This window comes from Pseudomonas benzenivorans, assembly GCF_033547155.1.
Taxonomy (GTDB): Bacteria; Pseudomonadota; Gammaproteobacteria; order Pseudomonadales; family Pseudomonadaceae; genus Aquipseudomonas; species Aquipseudomonas benzenivorans_B.
This window is the reverse complement of sequence record NZ_CP137892.1, coordinates 2,950,080-2,973,597: the sequence shown is the minus strand read 5'-3', so window position 1 is coordinate 2,973,597 and position 23,518 is coordinate 2,950,080. Positions and strand designations below refer to the sequence as shown.

The following is a 23,518-nucleotide window of genomic DNA, read 5'->3' as shown; positions in this document are numbered from 1 at the left end:
ATTTTTTAACTATTTGATTTACATGGATTTTATGCTTTGTGTAAAAAATGTCCGATCTGTCGCAAGGCCCGATAGCACGGGCCTTTGGCAGGCTCGTTCAGCTTATGTTCACAGGGTTATCCACAGCTTGCGTGGATAACCTCAAGGAGCCCAGCAGCCATGCGGGCTGGCGAGGAGCGACCATGAAAGCACCCTGGGGTTTCGCCCGATTTCTGCCATTGGCGCAGCAATTGTTGAGTCGGGCCCGGCTACCCGGCCTGTTGCTGGCGGTGGCCCGCAAGAGTGGCCAGCAAGGTCGACGTCTCGCCGACCTGAAGGAGGACCTGCGCCTGCTGCAGAGCCTCTGTGCGGCCTGGTGGCGCGGCGAGTACCGGGCGATCGGTTCCGAGGCGATGCTGGCGGTGGTCGCCGCCCTGCTGTATTTCGTCACCCCCCTGGATGCCTTGCCCGACTGGTTGATCGGTGTGGGCTTTATCGACGATCTGGCCGTGCTGGCCTGGGTGCTGCGGACCTGGAGCGCCGAGCTGGAAGCCTTTCGCGCCTGGCGCAAGGCCCAGGCGCCACAGGTGCTGGAGGCGATCGAGCGGCTGCCGGCGGACGACGAAGCGGTACCGGACCGCCCGCTTTCCTGAGCGGTGCCACGAATCCCCTGTTCGCTTCTTCGGCGGCGTATCCAAGGCGCGGTCCCGAGCGCGCGCCTCTTATAGGCTCGGGCTGTTAACATAGGGCCCTGCAAGGAATGTACTGAAGCTCTCGGTACCGCTTTCCAAGGAGCGTCGAAGATGAACGTACAAGTGATCAAGAATGACGGCGAGCCGCAATACGCGGTGTTGCCGTGGGCGGAGTATCAGGCGTTGCTGCAGGCCGCCGGCCGAGTCGAGCCGGCGGATGCACCGCCGGCCGAGGAAGTGCCAGGGTTGGACCAGCTCGCGCGCCTGCGTGAGGCCAAGGGGCTGTCGGTGGAGCAGCTGGCCCGGGCTGTGGGCATCAGCCCGCACTATTTGGGAATGATCGAAAGCGGCGAACGCCAGCCGGATGCCGCTATTCAACGTGCATTGGCTTGGACGCTCGGGGTCGCGGGCTGGGAGGCGAAGTCTTGACGGTCAGTATCAGTCGCCAGCACTGGCAGGCATTGCTCAGCGAGTTGGAAGAGGCGCGGCGTCAGCGCCATCTGTTGACCTATCGTGCATTGATCGAGCGCCTGGCCCTGCCAAGCCCGGCGATGCAGACCCTGACGGCGGCCCTGGAGCATCTGGCTGCCCTGGATGCGCAGGCCGAGCGGCCGTTGCGCAGCGCCCTGGTGATCAGCCAGGGGGCCAGCCGCTTGCCGCGGACCGGCTTCTTCGACTGCGTGACCCGCCTGGGCCGTTTCAACGGTGCCTCCGATGGCGTCGCCGCGGCGTCTTGGCACGCCGGGGAAGTGGCGCGGGTGTTCGAGTTCAGCTACCCGGACGACATCTGATGCTCCACCGGCTGCGCGCGCGTCTGGCCTATGCCTTGGCCAGGCGCCTGTTCCATTGGTCCTGGTGGGTCAGGCAGCCGCGTGGTTGGCGCTGGCTGGAAGGCCGGTTCGCGCGCATGGCGAGCCTGGGCGATGTCGGTGCGCAAAGTTTCTACGGGCATATCCTGTTGTTTCGCGGCCAGGGCCTGGGTGCGCGGGAGGAGGGCCTTCGGCTATTGCGCCTGGCCGCCGAAGGCGGCGATGGCAAGGCCGCCTATCAGCTGGGGTTATCGAGTCTGGCCGGCGACGCGCGGAAGGCGCCCGACGCCCGCGAGGCGGTGCGCTGGTGGTCGCTGGCAAGCGCGGCGGGGCATCCCCTGGCCACGCGGCGCCTGGCCGAACTCTACCGGGATGGCGCCGAGGGGCTGCCGGCCGATGCCGAGCAGGCGGCGCGCCTGGCCGCGCGGGCACAGGCACTCGGGCTCTAGGCGGACAACTTTCCCGTATCGATGATATGCAGGCTGTAGCCAGGCACGGCCTTGGCCTGCCGCTTGGCCTCCGAGGCCAGGCCGGCGAGCTGCGCGGCATCGAGCTGCGCACACTGTCCGGGGCGCAGGTGCACGACGCCGAGCGATAGCGAGAGCAGGGCGAACTCCTGGCGCTGTCCCTGGCGGTTGTAGGCGGTAAAGCAGCCGGCATGCAGGTGCTCTTCGCTGTAGAAGCGCCGGCATTGGCTCTGGAAGTCCTCCAGCAGGCGATTGAGGCGGGTGCGCCAGTCCTCGGAACCGAGTACCAGGAGGAAGTCGTCGCCGCCGATATGGCCGACGAAGTCGCGCGCCGGATCGACCCGCTCGCCCAGGCACTGGGCCAGGCACAGCAACACCTCGTCGCCCTTGGCATAGCCGTAGAGGTCGTTGAACGGCTTGAAGCTGTCGATATCCACATAGCACACCACGGCCTCCCGGCCCTGCTGCAGCAGGCGGCTCAGGCACTGCTGGATCGGCACGTTGCCCGGTAGCAGGGTCAGGGGGTTGGCGTGGCGGGCCTGCTGGATCTTCAGTTCGGTGATCAGCTTGAGCACGTCGATGACCCGGCCCATGCCCAGGTAACGGCCGCCCTGGGTGATGATGAAGTCCTCCTCGATGCGCTGGCGGGCGCGGCTGGTGAGCAGGCGGCTGACCTGCTGCAGGGACTGGCCCAGTTCGACGGCGAGAAAGTCGTCGCTCATCAGGCGGCTGATCGGCTTGCGGGCGAACAGTTCGGTGGCGAAGGGCTTGAGCAAGGCATCGGCCAGCGAGTGACGATGGACGATGCCCACCGGCTGCCGAGCCTGGTCGAGCACGGCGAGGGAGTTGAGGTTGGCCTGGGCGCGGAAGGCCTCCAGGACCTCGGCCGTCGAGGTGTGCAGGGGCACCGCCGGCTGTTCGTTGAGCAGGGCGGACAGGTCGCTGCCTTCCTCGCCGAGGCCGTTGGGGGCCGTATCGAGCCTGGGCAGCAGGCCGAGCGCCTCGCGTGGCGGTTGCTCCTGGGGGCGGCTGATCAGGTAGCCCTGAACCAGGTTGACGCCCATCTCGGAGAGGACGGCGAGCTCCTCCTCCAGCTCGATGCCCTCGGCGATCACCTCGGCGCGGGAGGCCTTGGCCATCTGCAGGATGGAGCCGACGAACTCGCGCTTGACCGCATCCTGATGGATGCCGTCGATGAAATGGCGGTCGATCTTCACGTAATCCGGGCGCAGCTCCGACCACAGGCGCAGGCTGGAGTAACCGGCGCCGAGGTCGTCCAGGGCGATGGAGAAGCCCATGGCACGGTAATGGTGCAGGGCGTTGTCGAGCAGGGAGAAGTCCTCGGTGGGGGACTGTTCGGTCAGCTCGATCACCACCCGGCTCGGGGGGATGCCCAAGGCCTGCAGCAGCTGCAGGGTGCGCCCGGGTTGGTGGCGGGGCTCCAGCAGGGAGTCGGGGGAGACGTTGAGGAACAGCTTGCCCTCAAGCGTCAGCTCGCTGAAGCGCCGGCAGGCGCTTTTCCGGCAGGCCAGCTCCAGCTCGCTCAACCGTCCGGCGTGACGGGCCACGGCGAAGAGGTTGATGGGCGAGTGCAGTGGGCTGTTGGAGGGGCCGCGGGTCAGGGCCTCGTAGCCGAGGATGCGTCGCTCGGATAGCGAGACGATGGGCTGGAACAGGCTGTGCAAGTCGCCGTGAGCGAGGATGTGGCTCAGTGCGCTCAACTGCTCGGTGACGGTCATCTGGGGGCTCACTGTCCTGAAAATGCGAAGGGGCTGATATCCCTACCAACCCCTGCATTTCACGACAGATTTGTGACCGTTTAATGACCGCTAGGTGTTACTGCTTCGCTAGGGAGGCGTTGAGGCCGAGATAGTCGAGGAGGATGTGTCCGCTCTCGGCGAGAAAGGCATCGTCCTGGACCTTGGTCTTCTCCTCGTCGGGCAGGGCGTCCTCGTCTTCGGTTTTCAGCTCGGTCAGCGGTGCCTGGCCCTTGGCCTTGCGCCGGTTGTTCTCGATGACCAGCTGCTGGGCTTCGATGTCGTTCTGCTGGGCCCGGCGCTTGGCCTCGTTGAGGCTGACCGTGGTTTCCCCCATCAGCTTCTTGGCCAGTGCCAGGCGCTCGCGGGTGAAGGTGAAATCGGGATTCTTCGCCGTGCGGTTGGCGTAGCGCGCCTGCAGTTCGGCGAGGAACGGCATGATCGGGTCCAGTTCGGGCTTGATCGCCGGGCGGATGCTGTCCCAGGGCAGGGCTTCGGGCAGGGCGCTCTCGCCGATTTCCTTGGTGTCCATCACGTCCGGGTACTGGATGTCGGGAATCACCCCCTGGTGCTGGGTGCTTTGCCCGGAGACGCGGTAGAACTTGGCCAGGGTCAGCTTCAGCTCGCCGTGGTTGAGCGGTTGGATGGTCTGTACCGTGCCCTTGCCGAAGGTCTGGCCGCCGAGGATCAGCGCGCGGTGGTAGTCCTGCATGGCGCCGGCGAAGATCTCCGAGGCCGAGGCGGACAGGCGGTTGACCAGTACGGCCATGGGACCGGTGTAGTAGGTGCCGCTGTTCTCGTCGGCCAGCACGTCGACCCGGCCGTCGCTGTTGCGCACCAGCACGGTGGGCCCCTGATCGATGAACAGCCCGGTCAGTTCGGTGGCTTCCTGCAGCGAGCCGCCGCCGTTGTTGCGCAGGTCGATGACCACGCCGTCGACCTGCTCCTTCTCCAGCTCGCTGAGCAGGCGTTTGACGTCGCGGGTGGTGCTCTTGTAGTTCGGGTCGCCGGCGCGGAAGGCCTTGAAGTCCAGATAGAAGGCGGGAATCTCGATCACCCCCAGCTTGTAGTCGCGGCCCTCGTGGTTCAGCTGCAGCACCGACTTCTTCGCCGCCTGCTCCTCCAGCTTGACCGCCTCGCGGGTGATGTTGACCACCTTGCTGGTCTGATCGTTCGGCGCGTTGCTGGCCGGAATCACCTCCAGGCGCACCTGCGAGCCCTTCGGGCCGCGGATCAGCTTGACCACCTCGTCCAGGCGCCAGCCGATCACGTCGACCATCTCGTCGTCGCCCTGGGCCACGCCGACGATCTTGTCCGCCGGGGCGATCTGCTTGCTCTTCTCGGCGGGGCCGGCCGGAACCAGGCGCACCACCTTGACGTACTCGTTGTCGGTCTGCAGCACCGCGCCTATGCCTTCCAGGGACAGGCTCATATTGATGTCGAAGTTTTCCGCGTTGTCCGGCGACAGGTAGGTGGTGTGCGGGTCGTAGGAGCTGGCGAAGGCATTGATGTAGGCCTGGAAGATGTCTTCGCCGCGCGTCTGCTGCAGGCGCGCCAGCTGGTTCTTGTAGCGCTTGGTCAGCAGCTCCTGGATGGCCTTGGGCTCCTTGCCGGCGAGCTTCAGGCGCAGCACCTCGTCTTTCACCCGCTTGCGCCACAGGTCGTCCAGTTCGGCGACATCCTTGGCCCAGGGGGCGTTCTCGCGGTCGATCAGCAGGCTCTCGTCGAGGCTGAAGTCGAGCTTGTCGATGCCCCGGTCGAGCAGGTCGAGGGCAAACTGCAGGCGTCCCTGCAGGCGCTCCAGCTGGCGCTTGTAGATGACGAAACCGGGCTCCAGATTGCCGCTCTTGAGCAGGTCGTCGAACTGCTCGCGCCACCGGTCGAACTGGGCGATATCGCCGGCGGTGAAATAGCTGCGCGCCGGGTCGAGCATCTTCAGGTAACCCTGGTAGATCTTCACCGAGCGCTCGTCATCCAGTGGCGGCTTGTTGTAGTGATGGCGCTTCAACAGTTCCACGACGTTGAGGCTGGCGATGACCTGCTCACGGTCGGGTTGCAGGTATTCCCAGGGATCGGACTGGGTGGTCTTCGCCGCCAGGGGCAGCGCGCCCAAACCGAGGGCAAAGGCGAGGGTGGCGCAGAGCAGGGAGCGCTTCATGCTGATTCGACGTGGGGGTAATTGATAACGCATATTAGGCCGTCTTAGAGGGCGCCAGTTCCATCGGCGCAATGCAGAGGCCCGACGCTGAGCGCCGGGCCCGGTTTCGATTCACTATGGAGGCAGCGTGAAGGCATTGCAAGGCGTTGAAGGCCGCGCGGAATGGGCGGAGCAGCCCGCCCCGGCCTGCGATGTGGGGGAAATTCGCATTCGCGTGGCGGCGGCCGGCCTCAACCGTGCCGACCTGTTGCAACGGGCGGGGCTCTACCCGCCGCCGCCGGGGGCCAGCACGGCGCTCGGCCTGGAGTGCGCCGGCATCGTCAGCGAAGTCGGCGCCGGTTGCGACTGGCAGGTGGGCGACCGGGTCTGCGCCCTGCTGGCCGGTGGCGGCATGGCCGAGGAGGTGGTGGTCGATGCCCGGCACGCGCTGCCACTGCCCGAGGGGCTGTCCCTGGCCGAGGCGGCGGCCGTGCCGGAGGTCTATGCCACGGCCTGGCTCAATCTGTTCCAGTTGGGCGGCCTGAAGCCGGGGGACAGGGTCCTGCTGCACGCCGGCGCCAGTGGCGTGGGCTCGGCGGCTATCCAGCTGTGCAAGGCCTTCGGCAACCCCTGCTGGGTCAGCGTCGGTTCGGCCGAGCGCCTGGCCTATTGCGAGGCCCTGGGCGCCCAGGGCGGCGTGCTGCGTGGCGATGATGGCCTGCAGGCGTTGCGCGATTTCGGGCCCTTCGATGTGATCCTCGATCCGGTGGGCGGCCAGTATGCCGCGCTCAACCTGGAGCTGCTGGCGCGCGACGGCCGTTGGCTGAACATCGGCCTGATGGGCGGGCGCCAGGCCGAGTTGGATATGGCGTTGCTGCTGGGCAAGCGTATCCAGCTGATCGGCTCGACCCTGCGCAATCGCGACGAGCAGTTCAAGGCGGACCTGCTGCGCGACCTGCAGCACCAGGTGTGGCCGTTGTTCGCCGAGGGCCGGCTCAAGCCACAACTGGTACGCGGCTATCCGGTCGCGGATGCCGAACAGGCCTTCGCCGAACTGGCCGGCAACCGGGTCAACGGCAAGCTGGTGCTGCTGGTCGACGAGAGCCTGGTCTGAGCCGATACGGGCATCGCCGCTGGCGGCGGCGATGCCCGGGGCGTCGCTCCAGCCGGGTGGCGATTGAGTGACCCAATCAATCTCATGGTTTCAATCAATAAGGCTTTTAGAACATCTCGCTCTAAGATTCGCCGGGTCAACTTTTCAACCCTCGAAGGAGTCAGAGATGAACCTCATCAACACCCAAGTCCAACCGTTCAAGGTCAACGCTTTCCACAACGGCAAGTTCATCGAGGTGACCGAGCAGTCCCTGAAGGGCCAGTGGTCGGTGCTGATCTTCATGCCGGCGGCCTTCACCTTCAACTGCCCGACCGAGATCGAAGACGCCGCCAACAACTACGCGGCGTTCCGCGATGCCGGCACCGAGGTGTATATCGTCACCACCGATACCCACTTCTCCCACAAGGTCTGGCACGAGACTTCCCCGGCGGTCGGCAAGGCCCAGTTCCCGCTGATCGGCGACCCGACCCATCAGCTGACCAACGCCTTCGGCGTGCACATCCCGGAAGAGGGCCTGGCCCTGCGCGGCACCTTCGTGATCAACCCGGAAGGCGTGATCAAGACCGTGGAGATCCACTCCAACGAAATCGCCCGCGACGTCTCCGAGACCCTGCGCAAGCTGAAGGCCGCCCAGTACACCGCCGCTCACCCGGGCGAAGTCTGCCCGGCCAAGTGGAAAGACGGCGAAGCCACCCTGGCGCCTTCCCTGGACCTGGTCGGCAAGATCTAAAAATGGGTGTAGAGCTGCTGCGCTAGGCATTGCTGCGTTGAAATCAGGCTCGGGCTGCTCATTTACAGCGCGTAAACTCCGCGCCCTCGCCTGATTTCGCCTTGCACTGCCGTCGCTCGCGACGCTCTCCATCCCATTTTCCGCCTCAAGAAGCCCAACTGCTTCCTAAGGCGCCCGATGCCCGGGCGCGACCCGCCCGGGCATTTTATTGCCCGAATTTCGTCATCGAGGAACATCCGCCATGTTGGACGCCAATCTGAAAACCCAGTTGCAGGCCTATCTGCAGAAGGTCACCCAGCCGTTCGAGATCGTTGCGACCCTCGATGACAGCGACAAATCCCGCGAGCTGCTCGGCCTGCTGCAGGAGATCGTCGGCCTGAGCGACAAGATCGCCCTGAAGACCGATGGCCGCGACAGTCGCGTGCCTTCGTTCTCGCTCAATCGTCCTGGAGCGGACATCGGCCTGCGCTTCGCCGGCATCCCCCTGGGCCACGAATTCACCTCCCTGGTGCTGGCCCTGCTGCAGGTCGGCGGTCACCCGTCCAGGCTGGCGCAGGAGGTGATCGAGCAGATTCAGGGGCTCGAAGGCGATTTCCACTTCGAGAGCTATTTCTCGCTGTCCTGCCAGAACTGCCCGGACGTGGTCCAGGCGCTGAACCTGATGGCCGTGCTCAACCCCAAGATTCGTCACGTGGCCATCGACGGCGCGCTGTTCCAGGACGAGGTCGAGGCGCGGCAGATCATGTCGGTGCCGAGCATCTACCTGAACGGCGAGCCGTTCGGCCAGGGCCGTATGGACGCCGAGCAGATCCTCGCCAAGCTCGACACCGGCGCCAGCGCCCGCGAGGCCGAGAAGATGAGCGCCAAGACCGCCTTCGACGTGCTGGTGGTCGGCGGTGGCCCGGCCGGCGCCGCGGCGGCCATCTATGCCGCGCGCAAGGGCATCCGCACCGGGGTGGCGGCCGAGCGTTTCGGCGGCCAGGTGCTGGACACCATGGCCATCGAGAACTTCATCTCGGTGCAGGAGACCGAGGGACCGAAGCTGGCCCGCGCCCTGGAGGAGCACGTCAGGCAGTACGACGTCGACATCATGAACCTGCAGCGCGCCAGCGCGCTGATCCCAGCGAGCGGCGCCGGCGGCCTGCACGAGGTGCGCTTCGACAGCGGTGCCAGCCTCAAGGCCAAGACCCTGATCCTCGCCACCGGCGCCCGCTGGCGCGAGATGAACGTGCCCGGCGAGCAGGAATACCGCGGCCGTGGCGTGGCCTACTGCCCGCACTGCGACGGCCCGCTGTTCAAGGGCAAGCGGGTGGCGGTGATCGGCGGCGGCAACTCCGGCGTCGAGGCAGCCATCGACCTGGCCGGAATCGTCGCCCATGTCACCCTGATCGAATTCGACGACAAGCTGCGCGCCGATGCGGTGCTGCAGAACAAGCTGGCCAGCCTGGCCAACGTCAGGGTGATCAAGAGCGCCCTGACCACCGAGGTCAAGGGCGACGGGCAGAAGGTCAACGCCCTGGTCTACCGGGACCGCGACAGCGACGAGCTGCATGAGATCGAGCTGGAAGGCATCTTCGTGCAGATCGGCCTGCTGCCCAACAGCGACTGGCTCAAGGGCGTGGTGGAGCTGTCGCCGCGCGGCGAGGTCATCGTCGACTCGCGCGGCGAGACCTCGGTGCCGGGCATCTTCGCCGCCGGCGACGTGACCACCGTGCCCTACAAGCAGATCGTCATCGCCGTGGGCGAGGGCGCCAAGGCCTCGCTCGGCGCCTTCGATCACCTGATCCGTTCGACCTGACGGGCCGCGCCAGCGGCTGAATGGAACACAGCTGACCTTCGGCTCGGCCGTTTTTCTTTGCCGTTCGCGGGGCGTGCCTAGACCACCAGGGTGCGCACCACCAGGCCGTTACGGGTGGCGTGGGAGTAGGGGCAGACCACATGGGCCTGGCCCACTATGGCCTCGGCCTGGGCGTGATCGACGCCCGGCAGGCTGACTTCCAGGGCGACATCCAGGCCGAAGCCTTCGCCATCGTCACGGGCACCGATGCCGACGGTGGCGGTCACCGTACTGTCGTCGCCGACCTTGACCTTCTGCTTGCCGGCGACGAACTTGATCGCGCCGAGGAAGCAGGCGGCATAGCCGGCGGCGAACAGCTGTTCCGGGTTGTTGCCGTCGCCGCCCGGGCCGCCCAGTTCCTTGGGCGTGGTCAGGGTCACGCTCAGGGCGCCGTCGGCCGTGCTGGCCTGGCCGGTGCGGCCGCCGGTCGCGGTGGCCTGGGTCGAGTACAGAACATTCATCGCGTGTCTCCTGTGCGGTTGCGGTAACGGACGCTGCATAGTCTCAGTAAATCAGCTTCTGCCCGATGCGCCCGGTCGAGTGCCGGGCGGCGCTAGACTCTTCTTGGCCAGTGCCCGGCATTCGCCATGGGCCAAGGCGCTAAGGTGCATGCGGATGCTCAGCATTGAGGGCCTGTACAAGAGTTACCCGACCCCCCAGGGGCCGCTGCCGGTGCTGCGCGGGGTCGAGCTGCAGCTGGATGCCGGCGCCAGCCTGGCGCTGATGGGCGAGTCCGGCAGCGGCAAGAGCACCCTGTTGCACCTGATAGCCGGGCTCGACCGCGCCGATGCCGGCAGCATCCGGGCCGGCGACCGCGCCCTGGAGCGGCTCGACGAAGCCGGCCTGGCGGCCTGGCGGCGCAGTGGCATCGGCCTGGTGTTCCAGCAGTTCAACCTGATCGCCAGCCTGAGCGTCGCCGACAACCTGGCCTTCCAGGCGCGTCTGGCCGGGCGCCACGATCCGCACTGGCAGGCCGAGCTGAGCGAGCGCCTGGGCCTGGCGGCCTTGCTGCAGCGTTATCCGGAGCAGCTTTCTGTCGGTCAGCAGCAGCGCGTGGCCCTGGGCCGGGCGCTGGCCGCGCGGCCGTCGCTGTTGCTGGCCGACGAGCCCACCGGCAGCCTGGACGAGCGCAGCGCCGACGAGGTGCTGGAGCTGTTGCTGGAACTGCTCGCCGGCAGCAGCACCAGCCTGCTGATGGTGACCCACAGTCCACGGGTGGCGGCGCGCCTGCAGCGCCGCCTGCGTCTGCAGGGTGGATGCCTGCTGGCAACCGAGGGCTGTTGAGGTGGCCGTGCTGGGGTGGACCCTGCTCGCCCTGGCCAACCATTGGCGGCGTCACCCCGTGCAGCTGTTCGCCGTGCTGACCGGCCTGTGGCTGGCCTGCGGCCTGTGGGTCGGGGTGCAGGCGCTGAACGGCCAGGCCCGCGACAGCTATGCCCGGGCCAGCCAGCTGTTCGGGGGCGATCGCCACTACGCCCTCGTCGCGCGGCACGGCGGGCTGTTCCCGCAGCGCCATTTCGTCGAGTTGCGCCGGGCCGGCTGGCCGGTCTCGCCGCTGCTGCAAGGCCCTCTGCGCCTGCGCGGGCTGGAAGAGCAGCGCCTGCAGCTGATCGGCATCGAGCCCCTGACCCTGCCCGCCGGCAGCGCTCTGGCCGGACGGGCGGCCGGACACCAGCAGCTGAGCCGTTTCCTCGGCCCTCCCGGGCGTACCTGGATTGCCGTCGAGACCCTGGCACAACTGGGCCTGGCGCCAGGCGCTCGGCCGCTCCGCGTCACCGGCCAGGCCCTGCCGCCGCTGCAGGCCTGGCCCGGGTTGCCGCCGGGCGTGCTGCTGGTCGATATCGGCGTGGCCCAGCGCCTGCTCGACGCCCCCGGGCAGTTGTCGCGGTTGCTGCTGGATGGCGCGTTCGGCGAAGCCGAGCTGCCGCAGCAACTGGCCGGGCAGCTGGTGCTGCGCCGTGGCGAGGAGGCGGTCGGCCTGGCGCAGCTCACCGAAAGCTTTCACCTCAACCTCAGCGCCCTGGGCCTGCTGGCCTTCGTCGTCGGCCTGTTTATCGCGCATGCCGCCATCGGCCTGGCCCTGGAGCAGCGTCGCGCGCTGCTGCGCAGCCTGCGCGCCTGCGGGGTCAGTCTGCGCGGTCTGCTATTGGCGCTCACTCTGGAGCTGCTCGCGCTGGGGCTGCTCGGCGGGTTGGCCGGATTGCTCAGCGGCTATGGCCTGGCGGCCTGGCTGCTGCCGGATGTGGCGGCCAGCCTGCGCGGCCTGTATGGCGCCGAAGTGGCCGGGCAGCTCGGCCTGGCGCCGAGCTGGTGGTGGGGCGCGTTGGCCATCTGCCTGCTCGGCGCCCTGCTGGCCGGCGCCGGCAGCCTGTTGCGCGCCGCCCGCCTGCCGGTGCTGGCCCTGGCCCAGCCGCAGGCCTGGCAGCAGGCCCAGGCGCGAGGTCTGCGGCGCCAGGCCTGGCTGGCCGCGGCCCTGGGACTGCTGGCCGGGCTGACGCTGTGGCTGGGCGACAGCCTGCAGACCGGCTTCGTCGGCCTCGCCGCGTTGCTGCTGGGTGCGGCCCTGCTCCTGCCGGTGCTGCTGGATGGGCTGCTGCGGGCGGTGCTGCCCCGTTGCCGGCGGCCGCTCGCGCAGTGGTTCGTCGCCGACAGTCGCCAACAGCTGCCGGGCCTGGCCCTGGCGCTGATGGCACTATTGTTGGCCCTGGCGGCGAATGTCGGGGTCGGCAGCATGACCGAGGGCTTTCGCCAGACCTTCGGCACCTGGCTCGACCAGCGCCTGGCCGCGGAGCTGTACCTGACCCCGACCGATGCAGAGCAGAGCGTGGCCATCGAGAGCTGGCTGCAACGGCGCCCCGAGGTCCGTGCCGTGCTGCCGAGCTGGCGGGTCGAGTTGCCGCTCAAGGGCTGGCCGACCCAGCTGACCGGCATTCGCGATCACCCCCACTACCGCGCGCACTGGCCGCTGCTGCAGGCCTCGCACGATGCCTGGGAGCGCCTGGCCGCCGGCCAGGGACTGCTGCTCAGCGAGCAACTGGCGCGGCGCCTGGGTCTGCGGTTGGGCGAGCGCCTCCGCCTGCCCAGCCCCCAGGGCGGTTGGACGCTGGAGGTGCTGGGCATCTACGCCGACTATGGCAATCCCAAGGGCCACCTGCTGGTCGAGGCGACTGGCCTGCAGCGCCACTGGCCGGGGCTGGCGCCGCGCAGCTTCGGCCTGCGCCTGGCCGGAGAGGACGTGCCCGGGCTGATCCAGGCGCTGCAGGCGCGCTTCGCCCTGGACGACAGCCGGCTGATCGACCAGACGACGCTCAAGGCCTGGTCGAGCCGGGTGTTCGAGCGCACCTTCGCCGCCACCACGGCGCTCAACAGCCTGACCCTGGGGGTGGCCGGGGTGGCCCTGTTCATCAGCCTGCTGACCCTCGGCCAGGGTCGTCTGAACCAGCTGGCGCCGCTCTGGGCACTGGGAGTGACACGGGCGCGACTGGCCTGGCTGAGTCTCGGCCAGACCCTGTTGCTGGCCGCCCTGACCCTGCTGCTGGTGCTGCCCCTGGGGCTGCTGCTGGCCTGGTGGCTGGTGGCGGTGATCAACGTGCAGGCCTTCGGCTGGCGCCTGCCGTTGCAGGTCTTCCCCGGGCAACTGCTGCAGTTGTCCGGCCTGGCGCTGCTGGCCAGTCTGCTGGCCGCCGCCGGGCCTTTGTGGCGACTCGGTCACTGTACTCCGGCCGCGCTACTGCGGAGTTTCGTCGATGAACGCTAGGGCCGTCGGACTGGCATTCGCGGGGCTGCTGCTGGTCGCCTGCGAGGGCGAGGCGCCGCCGGAGGGCTTCGCCGGGCTCGGCCGCGCCGCCGACGCCTTCGCCCGGGTCGAGCCGGGAAGGGCCATGACGTTCCCGGCCGACCACGGCGCCCACCCGGACTACCGCATCGAGTGGTGGTACCTCACCGCCAACCTCGAGGATGAGCAAGGCCGCGCCTGGGGCCTGCAGTGGACGCTGTTTCGCAATGCCCTGCAGCCCGGCGCCAACGCCGCGGACTGGAGCAACCGCCAGCTGTGGATGGGCCACGCGGCCCTGACCGGCCCCGACGGCCATCGCTTCGCCGAAACCTTCGCCCGCGGCGGAATCGGCCAGGCCGGGGTCGAGGCGACGCCGCTCCGTGCCTGGGTCGACGACTGGCAGCTGCGCAGCCTGTCGCCGGATCAGGGCGGCCTGGGCGAGCTGCAGCTGCAGGCCCGCGGCCGCGATTTCGCCTATCGCCTGCACCTGACCAGCGACCAGGGGCCGGTGCTGCACGGCGACGGCGGCTACAGCCAGAAGTCCGGCCAGGGTCAGGCGTCCTACTACTACAGCCAGCCGTTTCTCCAGGCCGAGGGCCGGGTCGAACTGAACGGCCAAAGCTATGCGGTGACCGGGCAGGCCTGGCTCGACCGCGAATGGAGCAGCCAGCCGCTGGCGGCCGACCAGCTGGGCTGGGACTGGTTCTCCCTGCATCTGGACTCGGGCGAGAAGCTCATGCTGTTCCAGTTGCGCCACGCCGACGGCCAGCCCTACCGCGCCGGCACCTGGATCGCCGCCGATGGCAGCAGCCAGGCCCTCGCCGGGGGCGATATCCAGATGATCCCGCGCCACCACAGCCGGGTCGCCGGCCGCCGGTTGCCGACCGCCTGGACCCTGCGCGTCCCGGCCAAGGGCCTGGCCATCGACACCGTGCCGCTGCAGGAGCAGGCCTGGATGGCCACGCGCTTTCCCTATTGGGAGGGGCCGATCCGCTTCGCCGGCAGCCATGCGGGGGTGGGCTATCTGGAGATGACCGGTTACCGCTGAGCCGCCAGGCGCCACAGGCTGAGCAGCAGCAGGCCGACGGCGGCCAGCATGGCGAGCAGCAGCAACAGCCGCCGCGGGTTGTGCCGATCGAAGCGCCCGCGCAGAGCGAGCGCCAGGCCGTAGCCGGCCAGCACGCCGGGAGCCAGCTTGAGCGAGTCGAGCAGGTGGTCGAGGGGCAGACGCCCCTGGTAGAGCAGCGCCAGCAACGAAACCGGGGTGGTCAGCAGGAAGAAGGCGGCCAGCTCGGCGCGGGTCTCGGCCGCGGCGCGGTCCTGGTAGACCAGGGCCATAGGCGGCCCGCCCACCGCGGTGGCGGTGCCCATCAGCCCCGAGCAGAAGCCGGCGATGGCCAGGTTACGCGGGCTGCAGCGCAGCGCCAGCCAGCGGTAGCTGGACAGCACCGCCAGCAGCACGCTGGCGCCCAGCAGCAGGCCGAGCCAGGCGCCGGGCAGCAGCCCCAGCAGCAGGCCGCCGCACCAGGCCCCGGGCAGCCGCGCGAGGATGGCCGGCAGCGGCCGACGCCAGGCCGGGGCCCGGCGCTCGCCGAGCAGCATGCAGCAGGCCAGGAGGAAGCCCAGCAGCAGGACCGACCCCGGCACATAGCCGGGGTCGAGCAGGTACAGCAGGGGGGCGGCCAGCAGGGCGAAACCGATGCCCAGCAGGGCCTGCACCAGGCAGCCGCCCAGCACGATCAGCAGCGCCAGGCACTCGAGGGCGCTGTAGCTCATGCGGGCGTGACCCGTCGCCCGCGGTCAGCGGCCGCCGGCGCCGCTGCGCGACTGCTCGGAGTTCTCCACCAGCACCGCCTCGGCCAGCTGGTTGAGCTGCTGCCACAGCTCGATGGAGATATCCATGCCGCCTTCCAGGGCACCCTGGCCGGCGCGGGCGAACTGTTCCGGGCCGACCTGGCGGTAGCCGCTGCGCTGGCTGGCGTTGCCGTGCAGCTGGCCGAGCAGGTCGATGCGGGTGCTCAGCAGCAGGGTCAGGGTCTGGGTGTCGGCCGTGGCGGGATCGACCAGCAGGGCCTCGCTGTAGCTCGGGTAGGCGGCGCCGGCGGCGATGCTGGCGACGTGCTCGCTGACCGGCTGCTTGCCGTTCTGCCAGTAGGCCAGGCCGCTGATGCCCTGGCGCGCGCAGTCGACCAGCAGCTTGAGGACGAACTTGCGGTTGTGGCAGTTGCGCACCTTGACGTTGACGCAGCCCTGTTCCAGGGCCTTGGTCTCGGCCAGCTCGACGATGCTCGGCAGGCAGTTCAGGGCGCTGCGGCCATGGCAGTCGAACAGCAGCGCCTGACTCTCCTCGGCCAGCAGCTGCAGCGCCGGGCGCCTGCGGTCGGCGACATAGGGCAGGGCCCGCTGCAGTTCGCCGAAGCCCAGCTCGCCGTGCAGCTGCAGCCACTTGACCAGGGCGGCGGCGTCCTCGTACGCGCCGACCGGGTAGCCCATGCCCTCGAATACCCGCTTGAGCAGGGCGGTCAGTTCATTCGACGAAATCAGCATCAGCGGGTCTCCAGGGTCGGGGCCAGGGGCAGGAACCAGTCGTCCTCGAACGGCTGACCGATGTCTTCGAGCAGCGGCGCGCCCTGGAACATGGTGTTGCGCACCCACAGACGCGAGCGCGGGTCGAACTTGCTGACGCCGAAGAAGGCCAGCTTGCAGCGCAACAGGTGCATGGGCAGCACGTCGCGGTCCAGCAGGTTGGCCTGAATCTCGCCGTAGTGGGTCCTGGCCATGCTCTGCATGCGCCGCACTATGCCGCGCTGCTCGGGGTGGCGCAGCAGGAAGCTGGCGGTGCACTGCCCGGGGTGCTCGGCCAGGTAGGCGCACAGCTGACGGTGGCATTGCTGCGCCAGGTAGCCGATGCCCAGGGGCATCTGCTTGTCGCGGCCGCTCTCCAGGCTGCAGTTGCCCAGGCGCGGCTCCTGCTTCTCCTCGGAGCGGTACCAGAAGGTCTCGGTGGCGCCCTCGGCGTCGAAATCGATGGCCAGGGCCCAGGCGTAGTGCCGCTCGATCAGCGCGCGCAGCTCGGCGGCCGGCATCTGCGGCTGCAGCTCCAGGCTCTCGACCAGGGTCAGGCGATCTTCCAGGTTGTCGACCAGCTCGGGGTAGAGTTCCAGCAGGATGCAGTTGAGCAGTTCCTGGCCCTGCAGGCCGAGCATGCGCGCCGACCAGTCCTGCAACTGCGCCCAGCTCTGCAGCGGCTGGCTGGCGAGCCAGTCCTGCAGCCTGGCCAGGTCCTCCAGCACCCGCTGGTTGTGTTCGGTCTGCCAGGCGTCTTCGGTGACGGTCTGCTCGATATGGCGGATGCCGCGTACGACCAGCGACTGCAGGCGGGCCAGGCGCTCGGCCGTCACCTGGCCGAGGCCGCAGACCCGCGCCAGGGCCAGCTCGCGCATCTCGATCCAGCGGCTGACCAGCTGCGGGTGGTTGATCAGATAGGGCGCCATGCCCAGGCCCGTGGAGTTGCCGATGCCGAAGTAGCGCTTGAGCTGCGGCTGCAGCGCCACGGCGGTGTGCGGTGCGCGCTGGCGGGCGATGTGCTCGGCCTGCAGCAGGCTGAAGTTGCGCAGCATGTAGCAGACGAACATCTCGGCGGCGTAGGGCCGGGCGAAGTCCGGGTGCTTGCCGCTGACCTTCTCCCAGTCGGCCATGCCCAGCTTGCCGCTGCCATACACCGCGGTGGTGCGATAGAGGTAGCCGACCCGGGCGATCTGTTCGACCTCCGGCTGCTGGCCGGCACTCAGCGCCACCACCACCGAGTCGAAATTGCGCACGCTGCGGTTGGCTCGCGACAGCACCATCACTCGCGAATCCAGGCGGCCGGCTTCCTGCAGCGGCACGTTGCGCCGCAGGAACTCGACATACTCGTCGTCCACCTCGCCCTCGCACAGGGCCATGGTCAGGTCCCATTCGGTGGCGATGACCCGGTCGTTGCGATTTTCCGGCGCCAGGTACTGGGAGAACAGCACGAAGCTGAACAGATCGCCGCTGGTCTGCACCCGGTAGATCACCGTGCCGTAGCCCTCGGCGTCCAGCTCGAAGCGGCGCGGCTCGATGCGCCAGCCCTCGCGCATGACCTTGCGCACCAGGCTGCGCATGAAGCTCAGGCGGCTCTGGTGCAGGCTACCGAGACGCTCCAGGTCCATGACCACGGAGGCCGGACGCATGGGCAGCGCCTGCGCTCCCTGCTTGGCCGGATCGATACTGGAAGGAGTGCTCATAGGCTTGCCCTCGACTGGCGCAGTGCGCACTCGGTAATCGGGCCCATGCACGGGCCGTGCGAGTGCGGCGGATTGTTGTTTTCTGCCGTCGATGGTGGTGCAAGGCCGCGGCCCGAGCAATTCAGATCGGCCTATCAGCTGATAAGTGAAACTTATCTACTTGGTGGTTTCAATCAGGATCAGCCGTTGTCGGCCCGGGCCGGATTCAGCTCGGCCTCGCGCAGGATGAACTCGAACAGCGCCTGGGCCGCCACCGGCAGCGAGCGGTTGGCCAGGCAGACGATGCCGATGTCGCGGCTGACCAGTGGATCGCTCAGGGGAATGAAGCGCAGGCGCTCATGTCCCGCCGCAAAGGCGAAGCGCGGCAGGGTGGTGATGCCCATGCCGGCCTCGAGCATGGCCAGCAGGGAAATCATGTTGGACATATAGAACTGCGAGTCGGCCACCAGCTCCTCGGCCTCGGTGCCGGCCAGCAGGCGCGAGGTGCCGTTGGCGATCAGCCGCTCGCCGCGCAGCTGCTGCCAGCTCAGCTGCGCCTCGCCGGCCAGGCGGTGGTCGTCGCGGCAGACCACGCCGATGCTGTCCTCCCAGATCGGGGTGAAGCGGATGTCGCTGTCCGCCTCCCACAGACTGGCGATGCCGAAGTCCACCTGCTGGTTCTCCACCATCGCCAGCACCGCCTCGGAGCTGTCGTCGAACAGGCTGACGTGCAGGTCGGTGGCCTCGCCGATAAAGCGGGCGAGGATGTCCGGCAGCAGGCGGCTGGCGATCGAGGGCACCGAGGCGATGCGCAGGTGCCCGGACTTGTGCTGGGCGATCAGGTTCATGTCGTTGACCACCCGGTCGTGGTGGGCGATCAGCTCCTTGGCGTAGACCATGAACTGCACGCCGAAGGGGGTCAGCTCCGGCCGCGCAGCGCGGGCGTTGCGCTTCTCGAACAGGGGCTGGCCGAGCTTGCCCTCCAGGTCGCGGATCGACAGGGAAATCGCCGGTTGGGTGCGGTGCGCCTTCTCCGCCGCGGCGTGGAAACCCTGGAGCTCGGCGACCCAGACGAAATGCCGCAGTTGGGCGATCTTCAGCTCGGGCAACATGGTAAGTTTTCCTTATCAAACAATATTTACTATTAATTTTAGTTTATTTCGGACGGCGCCTACCATTCGGCTACAGCTTGAGAGGAGGCGCACATGTCCACTGATATCTTCCGCAACTACATCAACGGTGAGTGGGTCACCGGCAGCAGCAGCCTGGCCAACATCAGCCCGGCCAACGTTCAGGACGTGCTGGGTCATTACGCCCAGGCCGATGCCGGGCAGGTCGAGCAGGCCCTGGCCGCGGCCCGGGCCGGCCAGGCGCAGTGGCAGCAGAGCGGCCTCGAGCAGCGCTACCAGGTGCTGATGGCCATCGGCGACGAACTGATCGCGCGCAAGGCCGAGTTGGGCGAGCAGCTGGCCCGGGAGGAGGGCAAGACCCTCGCCGAGGGCATGGGTGAAGTCTACCGCTCCGGCCAGTTCTTTCATTACTACGCCGCCGAAGTGCTGCGTCAGATGGGCGAGACCGCCGACTCGGTGCGCCCCGGCGTGGAGATCGAGACCCGCCGCGAGCCGGTGGGCGTGGTCGCCGTCATCACCCCCTGGAACTTCCCCATGGCCACCGCTGCCTGGAAGATCGCCCCGGCCCTGGCCTTCGGCAACGCGGTGGTGTTCAAGCCGGCCAACGCGGTGCCGGCCAGTGCCTGGGCGCTGACCGAGATCATCGCCCGCCAGGGCCTGCCGGTCGGCACCTTCAACCTGGTCATGGGCAGCGGCGCCACGGTCGGCGATGCGCTGATCCACTCGCCCAAGATCGATGCGCTGAGCTTTACCGGCTCGGTGGAGACCGGGCGCAAGGTGGCCGCCGCCACCGCGGTCAACTTCGTCCGCTGCCAGCTGGAGATGGGCAGCAAGAACGCCCTGATCGTGCTGGACGATGCCGACCTGGAGCAGGCCGTGGACTGTGCCCTGAACGGCGCCTTCTTCGGCACCGGGCAGAAGTGCACCGCCTCCTCGCGGCTGATCGTCACCGCCGGTGTGCATGACCGCTTCGTCGCCCGGCTGGTCGAGCGCATGGGCGAGCTCAAGGTCGGCTACCCGCTGCGCGAAGGCATGCAGATCGGCGCGGTGATCGACGGCAAGCAGCTGGAGCAGAACCTGCGCTACATCGAGCAGGCCAAGGCCGAGGGCGCCCGCCTGGCCTGCGGCGGCGAGCGTATCGAGGAGGAGTACGAGGGCTTCTACATGCGCCCGGCGCTGTTCGTCGACACCCGCAACGACATGCAGATCAACCGCGACGAGGTGTTCGGGCCGATCGCCTGCGTGATCAAGGTCGATGACTACGAGCAGGCCCTGGCCACCCTCAACGACACCGACTTCGGCCTCACCGCCGGGATCATGACTCAGTCGCTGAAGGTCGCCAGCGACTTCAAGCGCCGCGCCAAGACCGGTTGCGTGATGGTCAACCTGCCGACCGCCGGCACCGACTACCACGTGCCGTTCGGCGGCCGCAAGAACTCCAGCTTCGGCCCGCGCGAGCAGGGCACCTACGCCCGCGAGTTCTACACCGTGGTCAAGACCACCTACATCCGTGCCTGAGGGCGTGCGCCATGCATGACGAACTGATAGTCATCGACGGGTTGCAGTACTCCAACTGGTCCCGCGAGATCTTCACCCAGTTGCGCGAAGGCGGCGTCAGCGCCGTGCACGCCACCCTGGTGTACCACGAGAATGCCCGCGAGACCCTGAGCCGCCTCGGCGAGTGGAACCGCCGCTTCGAGCAGCACGGCGACCTGATCATGCCGGTGGCGGGCGCCGCTGACATCCGCCGGGCCAAGCAGCTGGGCAAGGTCGGGGTGTTCTTCGGCGCGCAGAACTGCTCGCCGATCGAGGACGATATCGCCCTGATCGAGGTGTTCCGCCAGCTCAACCTGCTGATCATGCAGCTGACCTACAACAACCAGAGCCTGCTGGCCACCGGTTGCTACGAGGGCAGCGACAGCGGCATCACCCGCTTCGGCAAGCAGGCCATCGCCGAGATGAACCGGGTCGGCATGCTCATCGACATGTCCCACAGCGCCGAGCGCAGCACTCTGGAGGCGATCGAGCTGTCGAGCCGGCCGATCATCATCTCCCACGCCAACCCGGGGTTCTTCCACCCGGCCAAGCGCAACAAGTCGGAGACCGTGCTGCGCGAGCTGGGCCGCTCCGGCGGCCTGCTCGGCTTCAGCCTGTATCCCTTCCACCTGCACAACGGCTCGGACTGCACCCTGGCGCAGTTCTGCGACATGGTCGCGCGCACCGCCGACCTGATGGGCATCGACCACATCGGCATCGGCACCGACCTGTGCCAGAACCAGCCGCAGTCGGTGCTGGAGTGGATGCGCAGCGGCCGCTGGTCGAAGCAGGTTGACTATGGCGAGGGCTCGGCGAGTAACGCCGACTGGCCCAAGCCGCTCGGCTGGTTCGGCGACAGCCGCGATTTCCCCACTATCACCCAGGGCCTGCTGCAGCGCGGTTTCACTGCAGAGGATACCGCCAAGGTGATGGGCCTCAACTGGCTACGCACCCTGGAACAGGGTCTCAAGCCTGCCCAGTAACTGTCCTGAACAACCAACAAGTACAAGATCCTTGTCAGGAGGCTGTAATGAATAGCACGCAATCGGCTACCCAAGCGGGGGCTCCCGTGATGAGCGACAAAGGCAAGCTGCTGCAGGGCGTGGACATCCCGGTGTTCCTCATCAGCGGAGGCTTCGTCCTGCTGTTCGCGCTTCTCGCCCTGTGGGACATCGAACTGATGACCCAGTGGGTCAACACGGCCTTCGCCTGGTCGACCAAGTTGTTCGGCGCCTACTGGCAGGTGCTGCTGTTGCTGACCTTCGGCATCGGCCTGTACCTGGCCCTCGGCCGCACCGGCCGGGTGCGCCTCGGCGCCCTGGCGGCACCGGAGATGCCGACCTTCACCTGGGTCTGCGTGATCATGTGCACCCTGCTGGCCGGCGGCGGCGTGTTCTGGGCCGCGGCCGAGCCCATGGCCCACTTCCTCTCGCCGCCGCCGCTGCACGGCGGCGAGACCGGCACCCCGCAGGCCGCCTACAACGCGCTGGCGCAGAGCTTCATGCACTGGGGCTTCCTCGCCTGGGCGATCCTCGGCAGCCTGACCGGCGTCGTGCTGATGCACCTGCATTACGAGAAGGGCCTGCCGCTCAAGCCGCGTACGCTGCTCTACCCGGTATTCGGCGAGCGAGTCATGACCGGCTGGTTCGGTGCCCTGGTCGATGCCTGCTGCGTGCTGGCGGTGGTCGCCGGCACCATCGGCCCGATCGGTTTCCTCGGCCTGCAGGTCAGCTTCGGCCTGGAGAAGCTGTTCGGCATCAGCAACGACTATGGCACCCAGCTGTGCATCATCGGTGTGCTGGTGGCGGTCTACACCCTCTCGGCGGTGTCCGGGGTGGCCCGCGGCATCCAGTGGCTGAGCCAGATCAACGTGGTGCTGGCGGTGGCGCTGATGCTGTTCATCCTGCTGTTCGGCCCGACCGGCTTCATCGTCGATGGCTACCTGCAGGCCATGGGCATCTACCTGGACAAGTTCATCCCCATGGCGACCTTCCGCGCCGACCCGGCCTGGCTGGACTGGTGGACGGTGTTCTTCTGGGGCTGGTTCCTCGGCTACGGACCGCTGATGGCGATGTTCGTCGCCCGTATCTCCCGCGGCCGCAGCCTGCGCGAGCTGGTGCTGACCATCTCGGTGGTGGCGCCGCTGATCACCTGCTTCTGGTTCACCATAGTCGGTGGCAGCGGGCTGTCCTTCGAGCTGAGCAACCCCGGCTCGGTGTCCGAGGCCTTCGCTGGCTTCAACCTGCCCGGTGCCCTGCTGGCGATCACCGCGCAGCTGCCCCTGGGCTACCTGATGTCGGTGCTGTTCCTGATCCTCACGGTGATCTTCGTCACCACCACCGGCGACTCCATGACCTACACCATCTCCATGGTGATGACCGGCAACGACCATCCCCGTGCCGAGATCCGCGTGTTCTGGGGCGTGATGATGGGCGTGGTGGCGGCCCTGCTGATCTCCATCGGTTCGGGCGGTATCAGCGCACTGCAATCCTTCATCGTCATCACCGCCGTGCCGGTGTCGCTGATCCTGCTGCCGTCGCTGTGGAACGCGCCACAGATCGCCAAGCGCATGGCCGACGAGCAAGGGCTCTAATCCCCGCAACTTTTGGGGGAGCGTGGCGCAAGCCGCCTCCCTCTTTTTTATTCCTCTCTCGAACCAGGAGCACGTCATGAAACAGGCCGTGAAGACCCAGCTGTTTCCGTCCAAGGCCCCGCTGGAGTGGGCGGTGATCGGCAACGGCACCCTGTACACCGCGCAGATCCCCATCGACGCCCAGGGCCAGGTGGTGCCCGGCGGCATCGAGGCGCAGACCCGGCAGACCCTGGACAACCTCAAGCACACCCTCGAATGCGCGGGGCTGGGTCTGGACGCCGTGACCCAGGTGCTGATCTACGTCACCGACCGCAGCTACCTGGCCACGGTCAATGCGCTCTACGCCGAATACTTCCAGGCGCCTTACCCGAATCGTGCCGCCATGGTCATCGCCGGCCTGGCGCGCGAGGAAATGCTGGTGGAACTGGTGGTCTACGCGGCCGCCTGATTCGCCTTGCTGCCGCGCCGGCCGTGACCCACGGCAGCGCAGCGAGTGCCCCCAGGGCACTCATCCCGCCGGGCTGGCCATCACACCGTCCCGGCGGTCTTTCTCCATACCCCCTCCGCGCAAGCGCCCAGGCTCCACAAGAGCGGCGGCGCTTGTTGCGCGCCGTCCGCGGCGTCGATTTTGCCGGCCACCTGCAGCACGCTGCCCCATGGCTTCGCCTGGCGGCGCGCGTGATGGCGGGCAATCGGCTACCTTCAATGGGGTAGG

Annotated in this window: 21 protein-coding genes; 14 read left to right on the top strand and 7 right to left on the bottom strand. The window is 67.9% G+C overall.

Annotated elements, in window-relative coordinates; all coding sequences use genetic code 11:
• Positions 1-182: 182 nt before the first annotated feature.
• The 4 genes from SBP02_RS13685 (at position 183) to SBP02_RS13670 (ending at position 1,929) form a co-directional block, all read left to right on the top strand.
• On the top strand, positions 183-632 hold the full coding sequence (locus SBP02_RS13685; protein ID WP_318642484.1) for a YkvA family protein: 450 nt from the start codon (positions 183-185) through the stop codon (positions 630-632).
• A 150-nt stretch (positions 633-782) separates the two neighbouring features.
• On the top strand, positions 783-1,100 hold the full coding sequence (locus tag SBP02_RS13680; RefSeq protein ID WP_318642482.1) for a helix-turn-helix transcriptional regulator: 318 nt from the start codon (positions 783-785) through the stop codon (positions 1,098-1,100).
• Positions 1,097-1,462: a hypothetical protein gene (locus tag SBP02_RS13675; RefSeq protein ID WP_318642480.1), complete on the top strand. Its 366-nt coding sequence runs from the start codon at positions 1,097-1,099 to the stop codon at positions 1,460-1,462. The genes SBP02_RS13680 and SBP02_RS13675 overlap by 4 nt, the downstream gene beginning before the upstream one ends.
• A complete protein-coding gene (locus SBP02_RS13670; RefSeq protein ID WP_318642478.1) occupies positions 1,462-1,929 on the top strand; it encodes an SEL1-like repeat protein in 468 nt (155 codons plus the stop codon). Before SBP02_RS13675 ends, SBP02_RS13670 begins: the two co-directional genes overlap by 1 nt.
• Here SBP02_RS13670 and SBP02_RS13665 read toward each other — a convergent pair.
• Positions 1,926-3,686 carry a GGDEF domain-containing protein gene (locus SBP02_RS13665; RefSeq protein ID WP_318642476.1) on the bottom strand — a complete coding sequence of 587 codons (1,761 nt, stop codon included), beginning with the start codon at positions 3,684-3,686 and terminating at the stop codon, positions 1,926-1,928. The two genes, SBP02_RS13670 and SBP02_RS13665, sit on opposite strands and share 4 nt — an antisense overlap.
• Before the next feature lie 97 nt (positions 3,687-3,783).
• Positions 3,784-5,862: a carboxy terminal-processing peptidase gene (locus tag SBP02_RS13660; RefSeq protein ID WP_369958992.1), complete on the bottom strand. Its 2,079-nt coding sequence runs from the start codon at positions 5,860-5,862 to the stop codon at positions 3,784-3,786.
• Positions 5,863-5,989: 127 nt separating this feature from the next.
• Between SBP02_RS13660 and SBP02_RS13655 the strand changes: the two genes are divergently transcribed.
• The 3 genes from SBP02_RS13655 (at position 5,990) to ahpF (ending at position 9,483) form a co-directional block, all read left to right on the top strand.
• Complete coding sequence (locus SBP02_RS13655; RefSeq protein WP_318642472.1) at positions 5,990-6,955, top strand: NAD(P)H-quinone oxidoreductase; 966 nt, start codon at positions 5,990-5,992, stop codon at positions 6,953-6,955.
• A 166-nt stretch (positions 6,956-7,121) separates the two neighbouring features.
• Positions 7,122-7,685, top strand: coding sequence for an alkyl hydroperoxide reductase subunit C (ahpC, locus tag SBP02_RS13650; protein ID WP_318642470.1), 564 nt, complete (start codon positions 7,122-7,124; stop codon positions 7,683-7,685).
• 241 nt (positions 7,686-7,926) lie between these two features.
• Positions 7,927-9,483, top strand: coding sequence for an alkyl hydroperoxide reductase subunit F (gene ahpF, locus SBP02_RS13645; protein ID WP_318642468.1), 1,557 nt, complete (start codon positions 7,927-7,929; stop codon positions 9,481-9,483).
• Between the two features lie 77 nt (positions 9,484-9,560).
• On the opposite strand, the gene SBP02_RS13640 is transcribed toward ahpF, so the two are convergent.
• Positions 9,561-9,983: an organic hydroperoxide resistance protein gene (locus SBP02_RS13640; RefSeq protein WP_318642466.1), complete on the bottom strand. Its 423-nt coding sequence runs from the start codon at positions 9,981-9,983 to the stop codon at positions 9,561-9,563.
• A 154-nt stretch (positions 9,984-10,137) separates the two neighbouring features.
• Here SBP02_RS13640 and SBP02_RS13635 point away from each other — a divergent pair, with 154 nt between their 5' ends.
• The 3 genes from SBP02_RS13635 to SBP02_RS13625 are packed head-to-tail and all read left to right on the top strand — an operon-like array spanning position 10,138 to position 14,345.
• The gene (locus tag SBP02_RS13635; protein WP_318642464.1) at positions 10,138-10,806 is read left to right on the top strand and encodes an ABC transporter ATP-binding protein; all 669 of its coding nucleotides are present in this window, start codon (positions 10,138-10,140) and stop codon (positions 10,804-10,806) included.
• Position 10,807: 1 nt separating this feature from the next.
• Positions 10,808-13,279: an FtsX-like permease family protein gene (locus SBP02_RS13630; protein ID WP_318642462.1), complete on the top strand. Its 2,472-nt coding sequence runs from the start codon at positions 10,808-10,810 to the stop codon at positions 13,277-13,279.
• Positions 13,269-14,345: a lipocalin-like domain-containing protein gene (locus SBP02_RS13625; protein ID WP_318642460.1), complete on the top strand. Its 1,077-nt coding sequence runs from the start codon at positions 13,269-13,271 to the stop codon at positions 14,343-14,345. The genes SBP02_RS13630 and SBP02_RS13625 overlap by 11 nt, the downstream gene beginning before the upstream one ends.
• On the opposite strand, the gene SBP02_RS13620 is transcribed toward SBP02_RS13625, so the two are convergent.
• The 4 genes from SBP02_RS13620 to SBP02_RS13605 form a co-directional block, all read right to left on the bottom strand.
• Positions 14,336-15,073 carry a TSUP family transporter gene (locus SBP02_RS13620; RefSeq protein WP_318642458.1) on the bottom strand — a complete coding sequence of 246 codons (738 nt, stop codon included), beginning with the start codon at positions 15,071-15,073 and terminating at the stop codon, positions 14,336-14,338. The two genes, SBP02_RS13625 and SBP02_RS13620, sit on opposite strands and share 10 nt — an antisense overlap.
• Positions 15,074-15,097: 24 nt before the next feature.
• Positions 15,098-15,844 (bottom strand): DUF3726 domain-containing protein, encoded by a 747-nt coding sequence (locus SBP02_RS13615; protein ID WP_318642456.1) that lies wholly within the window; start codon positions 15,842-15,844, stop codon positions 15,098-15,100.
• Positions 15,844-17,565: a hypothetical protein gene (locus SBP02_RS13610; protein WP_318642454.1), complete on the bottom strand. Its 1,722-nt coding sequence runs from the start codon at positions 17,563-17,565 to the stop codon at positions 15,844-15,846. Before SBP02_RS13610 ends, SBP02_RS13615 begins: the two co-directional genes overlap by 1 nt.
• A gap of 179 nt (positions 17,566-17,744) precedes the next feature.
• Complete coding sequence (locus tag SBP02_RS13605; RefSeq protein WP_318642452.1) at positions 17,745-18,656, bottom strand: LysR family transcriptional regulator; 912 nt, start codon at positions 18,654-18,656, stop codon at positions 17,745-17,747.
• 93 nt (positions 18,657-18,749) lie between these two features.
• Here SBP02_RS13605 and SBP02_RS13600 point away from each other — a divergent pair, with 93 nt between their 5' ends.
• From SBP02_RS13600 to SBP02_RS13585, 4 genes are all read left to right on the top strand, one after another.
• A complete protein-coding gene (locus SBP02_RS13600; protein WP_318642449.1) occupies positions 18,750-20,192 on the top strand; it encodes an aldehyde dehydrogenase family protein in 1,443 nt (480 codons plus the stop codon).
• Between the two features lie 11 nt (positions 20,193-20,203).
• Positions 20,204-21,193: a membrane dipeptidase gene (locus tag SBP02_RS13595; protein WP_318642447.1), complete on the top strand. Its 990-nt coding sequence runs from the start codon at positions 20,204-20,206 to the stop codon at positions 21,191-21,193.
• A gap of 47 nt (positions 21,194-21,240) precedes the next feature.
• A complete protein-coding gene (locus tag SBP02_RS13590; RefSeq protein WP_318642445.1) occupies positions 21,241-22,803 on the top strand; it encodes a BCCT family transporter in 1,563 nt (520 codons plus the stop codon).
• 76 nt (positions 22,804-22,879) lie between these two features.
• A complete protein-coding gene (locus SBP02_RS13585; protein ID WP_318642443.1) occupies positions 22,880-23,251 on the top strand; it encodes a RidA family protein in 372 nt (123 codons plus the stop codon).
• The last annotated feature ends 267 nt before the right edge of the window (positions 23,252-23,518 follow it).

Excerpts from the sequence above, each read along its gene's own strand:
- SBP02_RS13685 (WP_318642484.1), top strand. The coding sequence starts at position 183 with ATGAAAGCACCCTGGGGTTTCGCCCGATTTCTGCCATTGGCGCAGCAA.
- SBP02_RS13680 (WP_318642482.1), top strand. The coding sequence starts at position 783 with ATGAACGTACAAGTGATCAAGAATGACGGCGAGCCGCAATACGCGGTG.
- SBP02_RS13670 (WP_318642478.1), top strand. The coding sequence starts at position 1,462 with ATGCTCCACCGGCTGCGCGCGCGTCTGGCCTATGCCTTGGCCAGGCGC.
- SBP02_RS13665 (WP_318642476.1), bottom strand. The coding sequence starts at position 3,686 with ATGACCGTCACCGAGCAGTTGAGCGCACTGAGCCACATCCTCGCTCAC.
- SBP02_RS13660 (WP_369958992.1), bottom strand. The coding sequence starts at position 5,862 with ATGAAGCGCTCCCTGCTCTGCGCCACCCTCGCCTTTGCCCTCGGTTTG.
- ahpC (WP_318642470.1), top strand. The coding sequence starts at position 7,122 with ATGAACCTCATCAACACCCAAGTCCAACCGTTCAAGGTCAACGCTTTC.
- ahpF (WP_318642468.1), top strand. The coding sequence starts at position 7,927 with ATGTTGGACGCCAATCTGAAAACCCAGTTGCAGGCCTATCTGCAGAAG.
- SBP02_RS13640 (WP_318642466.1), bottom strand. The coding sequence starts at position 9,983 with ATGAATGTTCTGTACTCGACCCAGGCCACCGCGACCGGCGGCCGCACC.
- SBP02_RS13635 (WP_318642464.1), top strand. The coding sequence starts at position 10,138 with ATGCTCAGCATTGAGGGCCTGTACAAGAGTTACCCGACCCCCCAGGGG.
- SBP02_RS13625 (WP_318642460.1), top strand. The coding sequence starts at position 13,269 with ATGAACGCTAGGGCCGTCGGACTGGCATTCGCGGGGCTGCTGCTGGTC.
- SBP02_RS13620 (WP_318642458.1), bottom strand. The coding sequence starts at position 15,073 with ATGAGCTACAGCGCCCTCGAGTGCCTGGCGCTGCTGATCGTGCTGGGC.
- SBP02_RS13615 (WP_318642456.1), bottom strand. The coding sequence starts at position 15,844 with ATGCTGATTTCGTCGAATGAACTGACCGCCCTGCTCAAGCGGGTATTC.
- SBP02_RS13610 (WP_318642454.1), bottom strand. The coding sequence starts at position 17,565 with ATGAGCACTCCTTCCAGTATCGATCCGGCCAAGCAGGGAGCGCAGGCG.
- SBP02_RS13605 (WP_318642452.1), bottom strand. The coding sequence starts at position 18,656 with ATGTTGCCCGAGCTGAAGATCGCCCAACTGCGGCATTTCGTCTGGGTC.
- SBP02_RS13600 (WP_318642449.1), top strand. The coding sequence starts at position 18,750 with ATGTCCACTGATATCTTCCGCAACTACATCAACGGTGAGTGGGTCACC.
- SBP02_RS13595 (WP_318642447.1), top strand. The coding sequence starts at position 20,204 with ATGCATGACGAACTGATAGTCATCGACGGGTTGCAGTACTCCAACTGG.
- SBP02_RS13590 (WP_318642445.1), top strand. The coding sequence starts at position 21,241 with ATGAATAGCACGCAATCGGCTACCCAAGCGGGGGCTCCCGTGATGAGC.
- SBP02_RS13585 (WP_318642443.1), top strand. The coding sequence starts at position 22,880 with ATGAAACAGGCCGTGAAGACCCAGCTGTTTCCGTCCAAGGCCCCGCTG.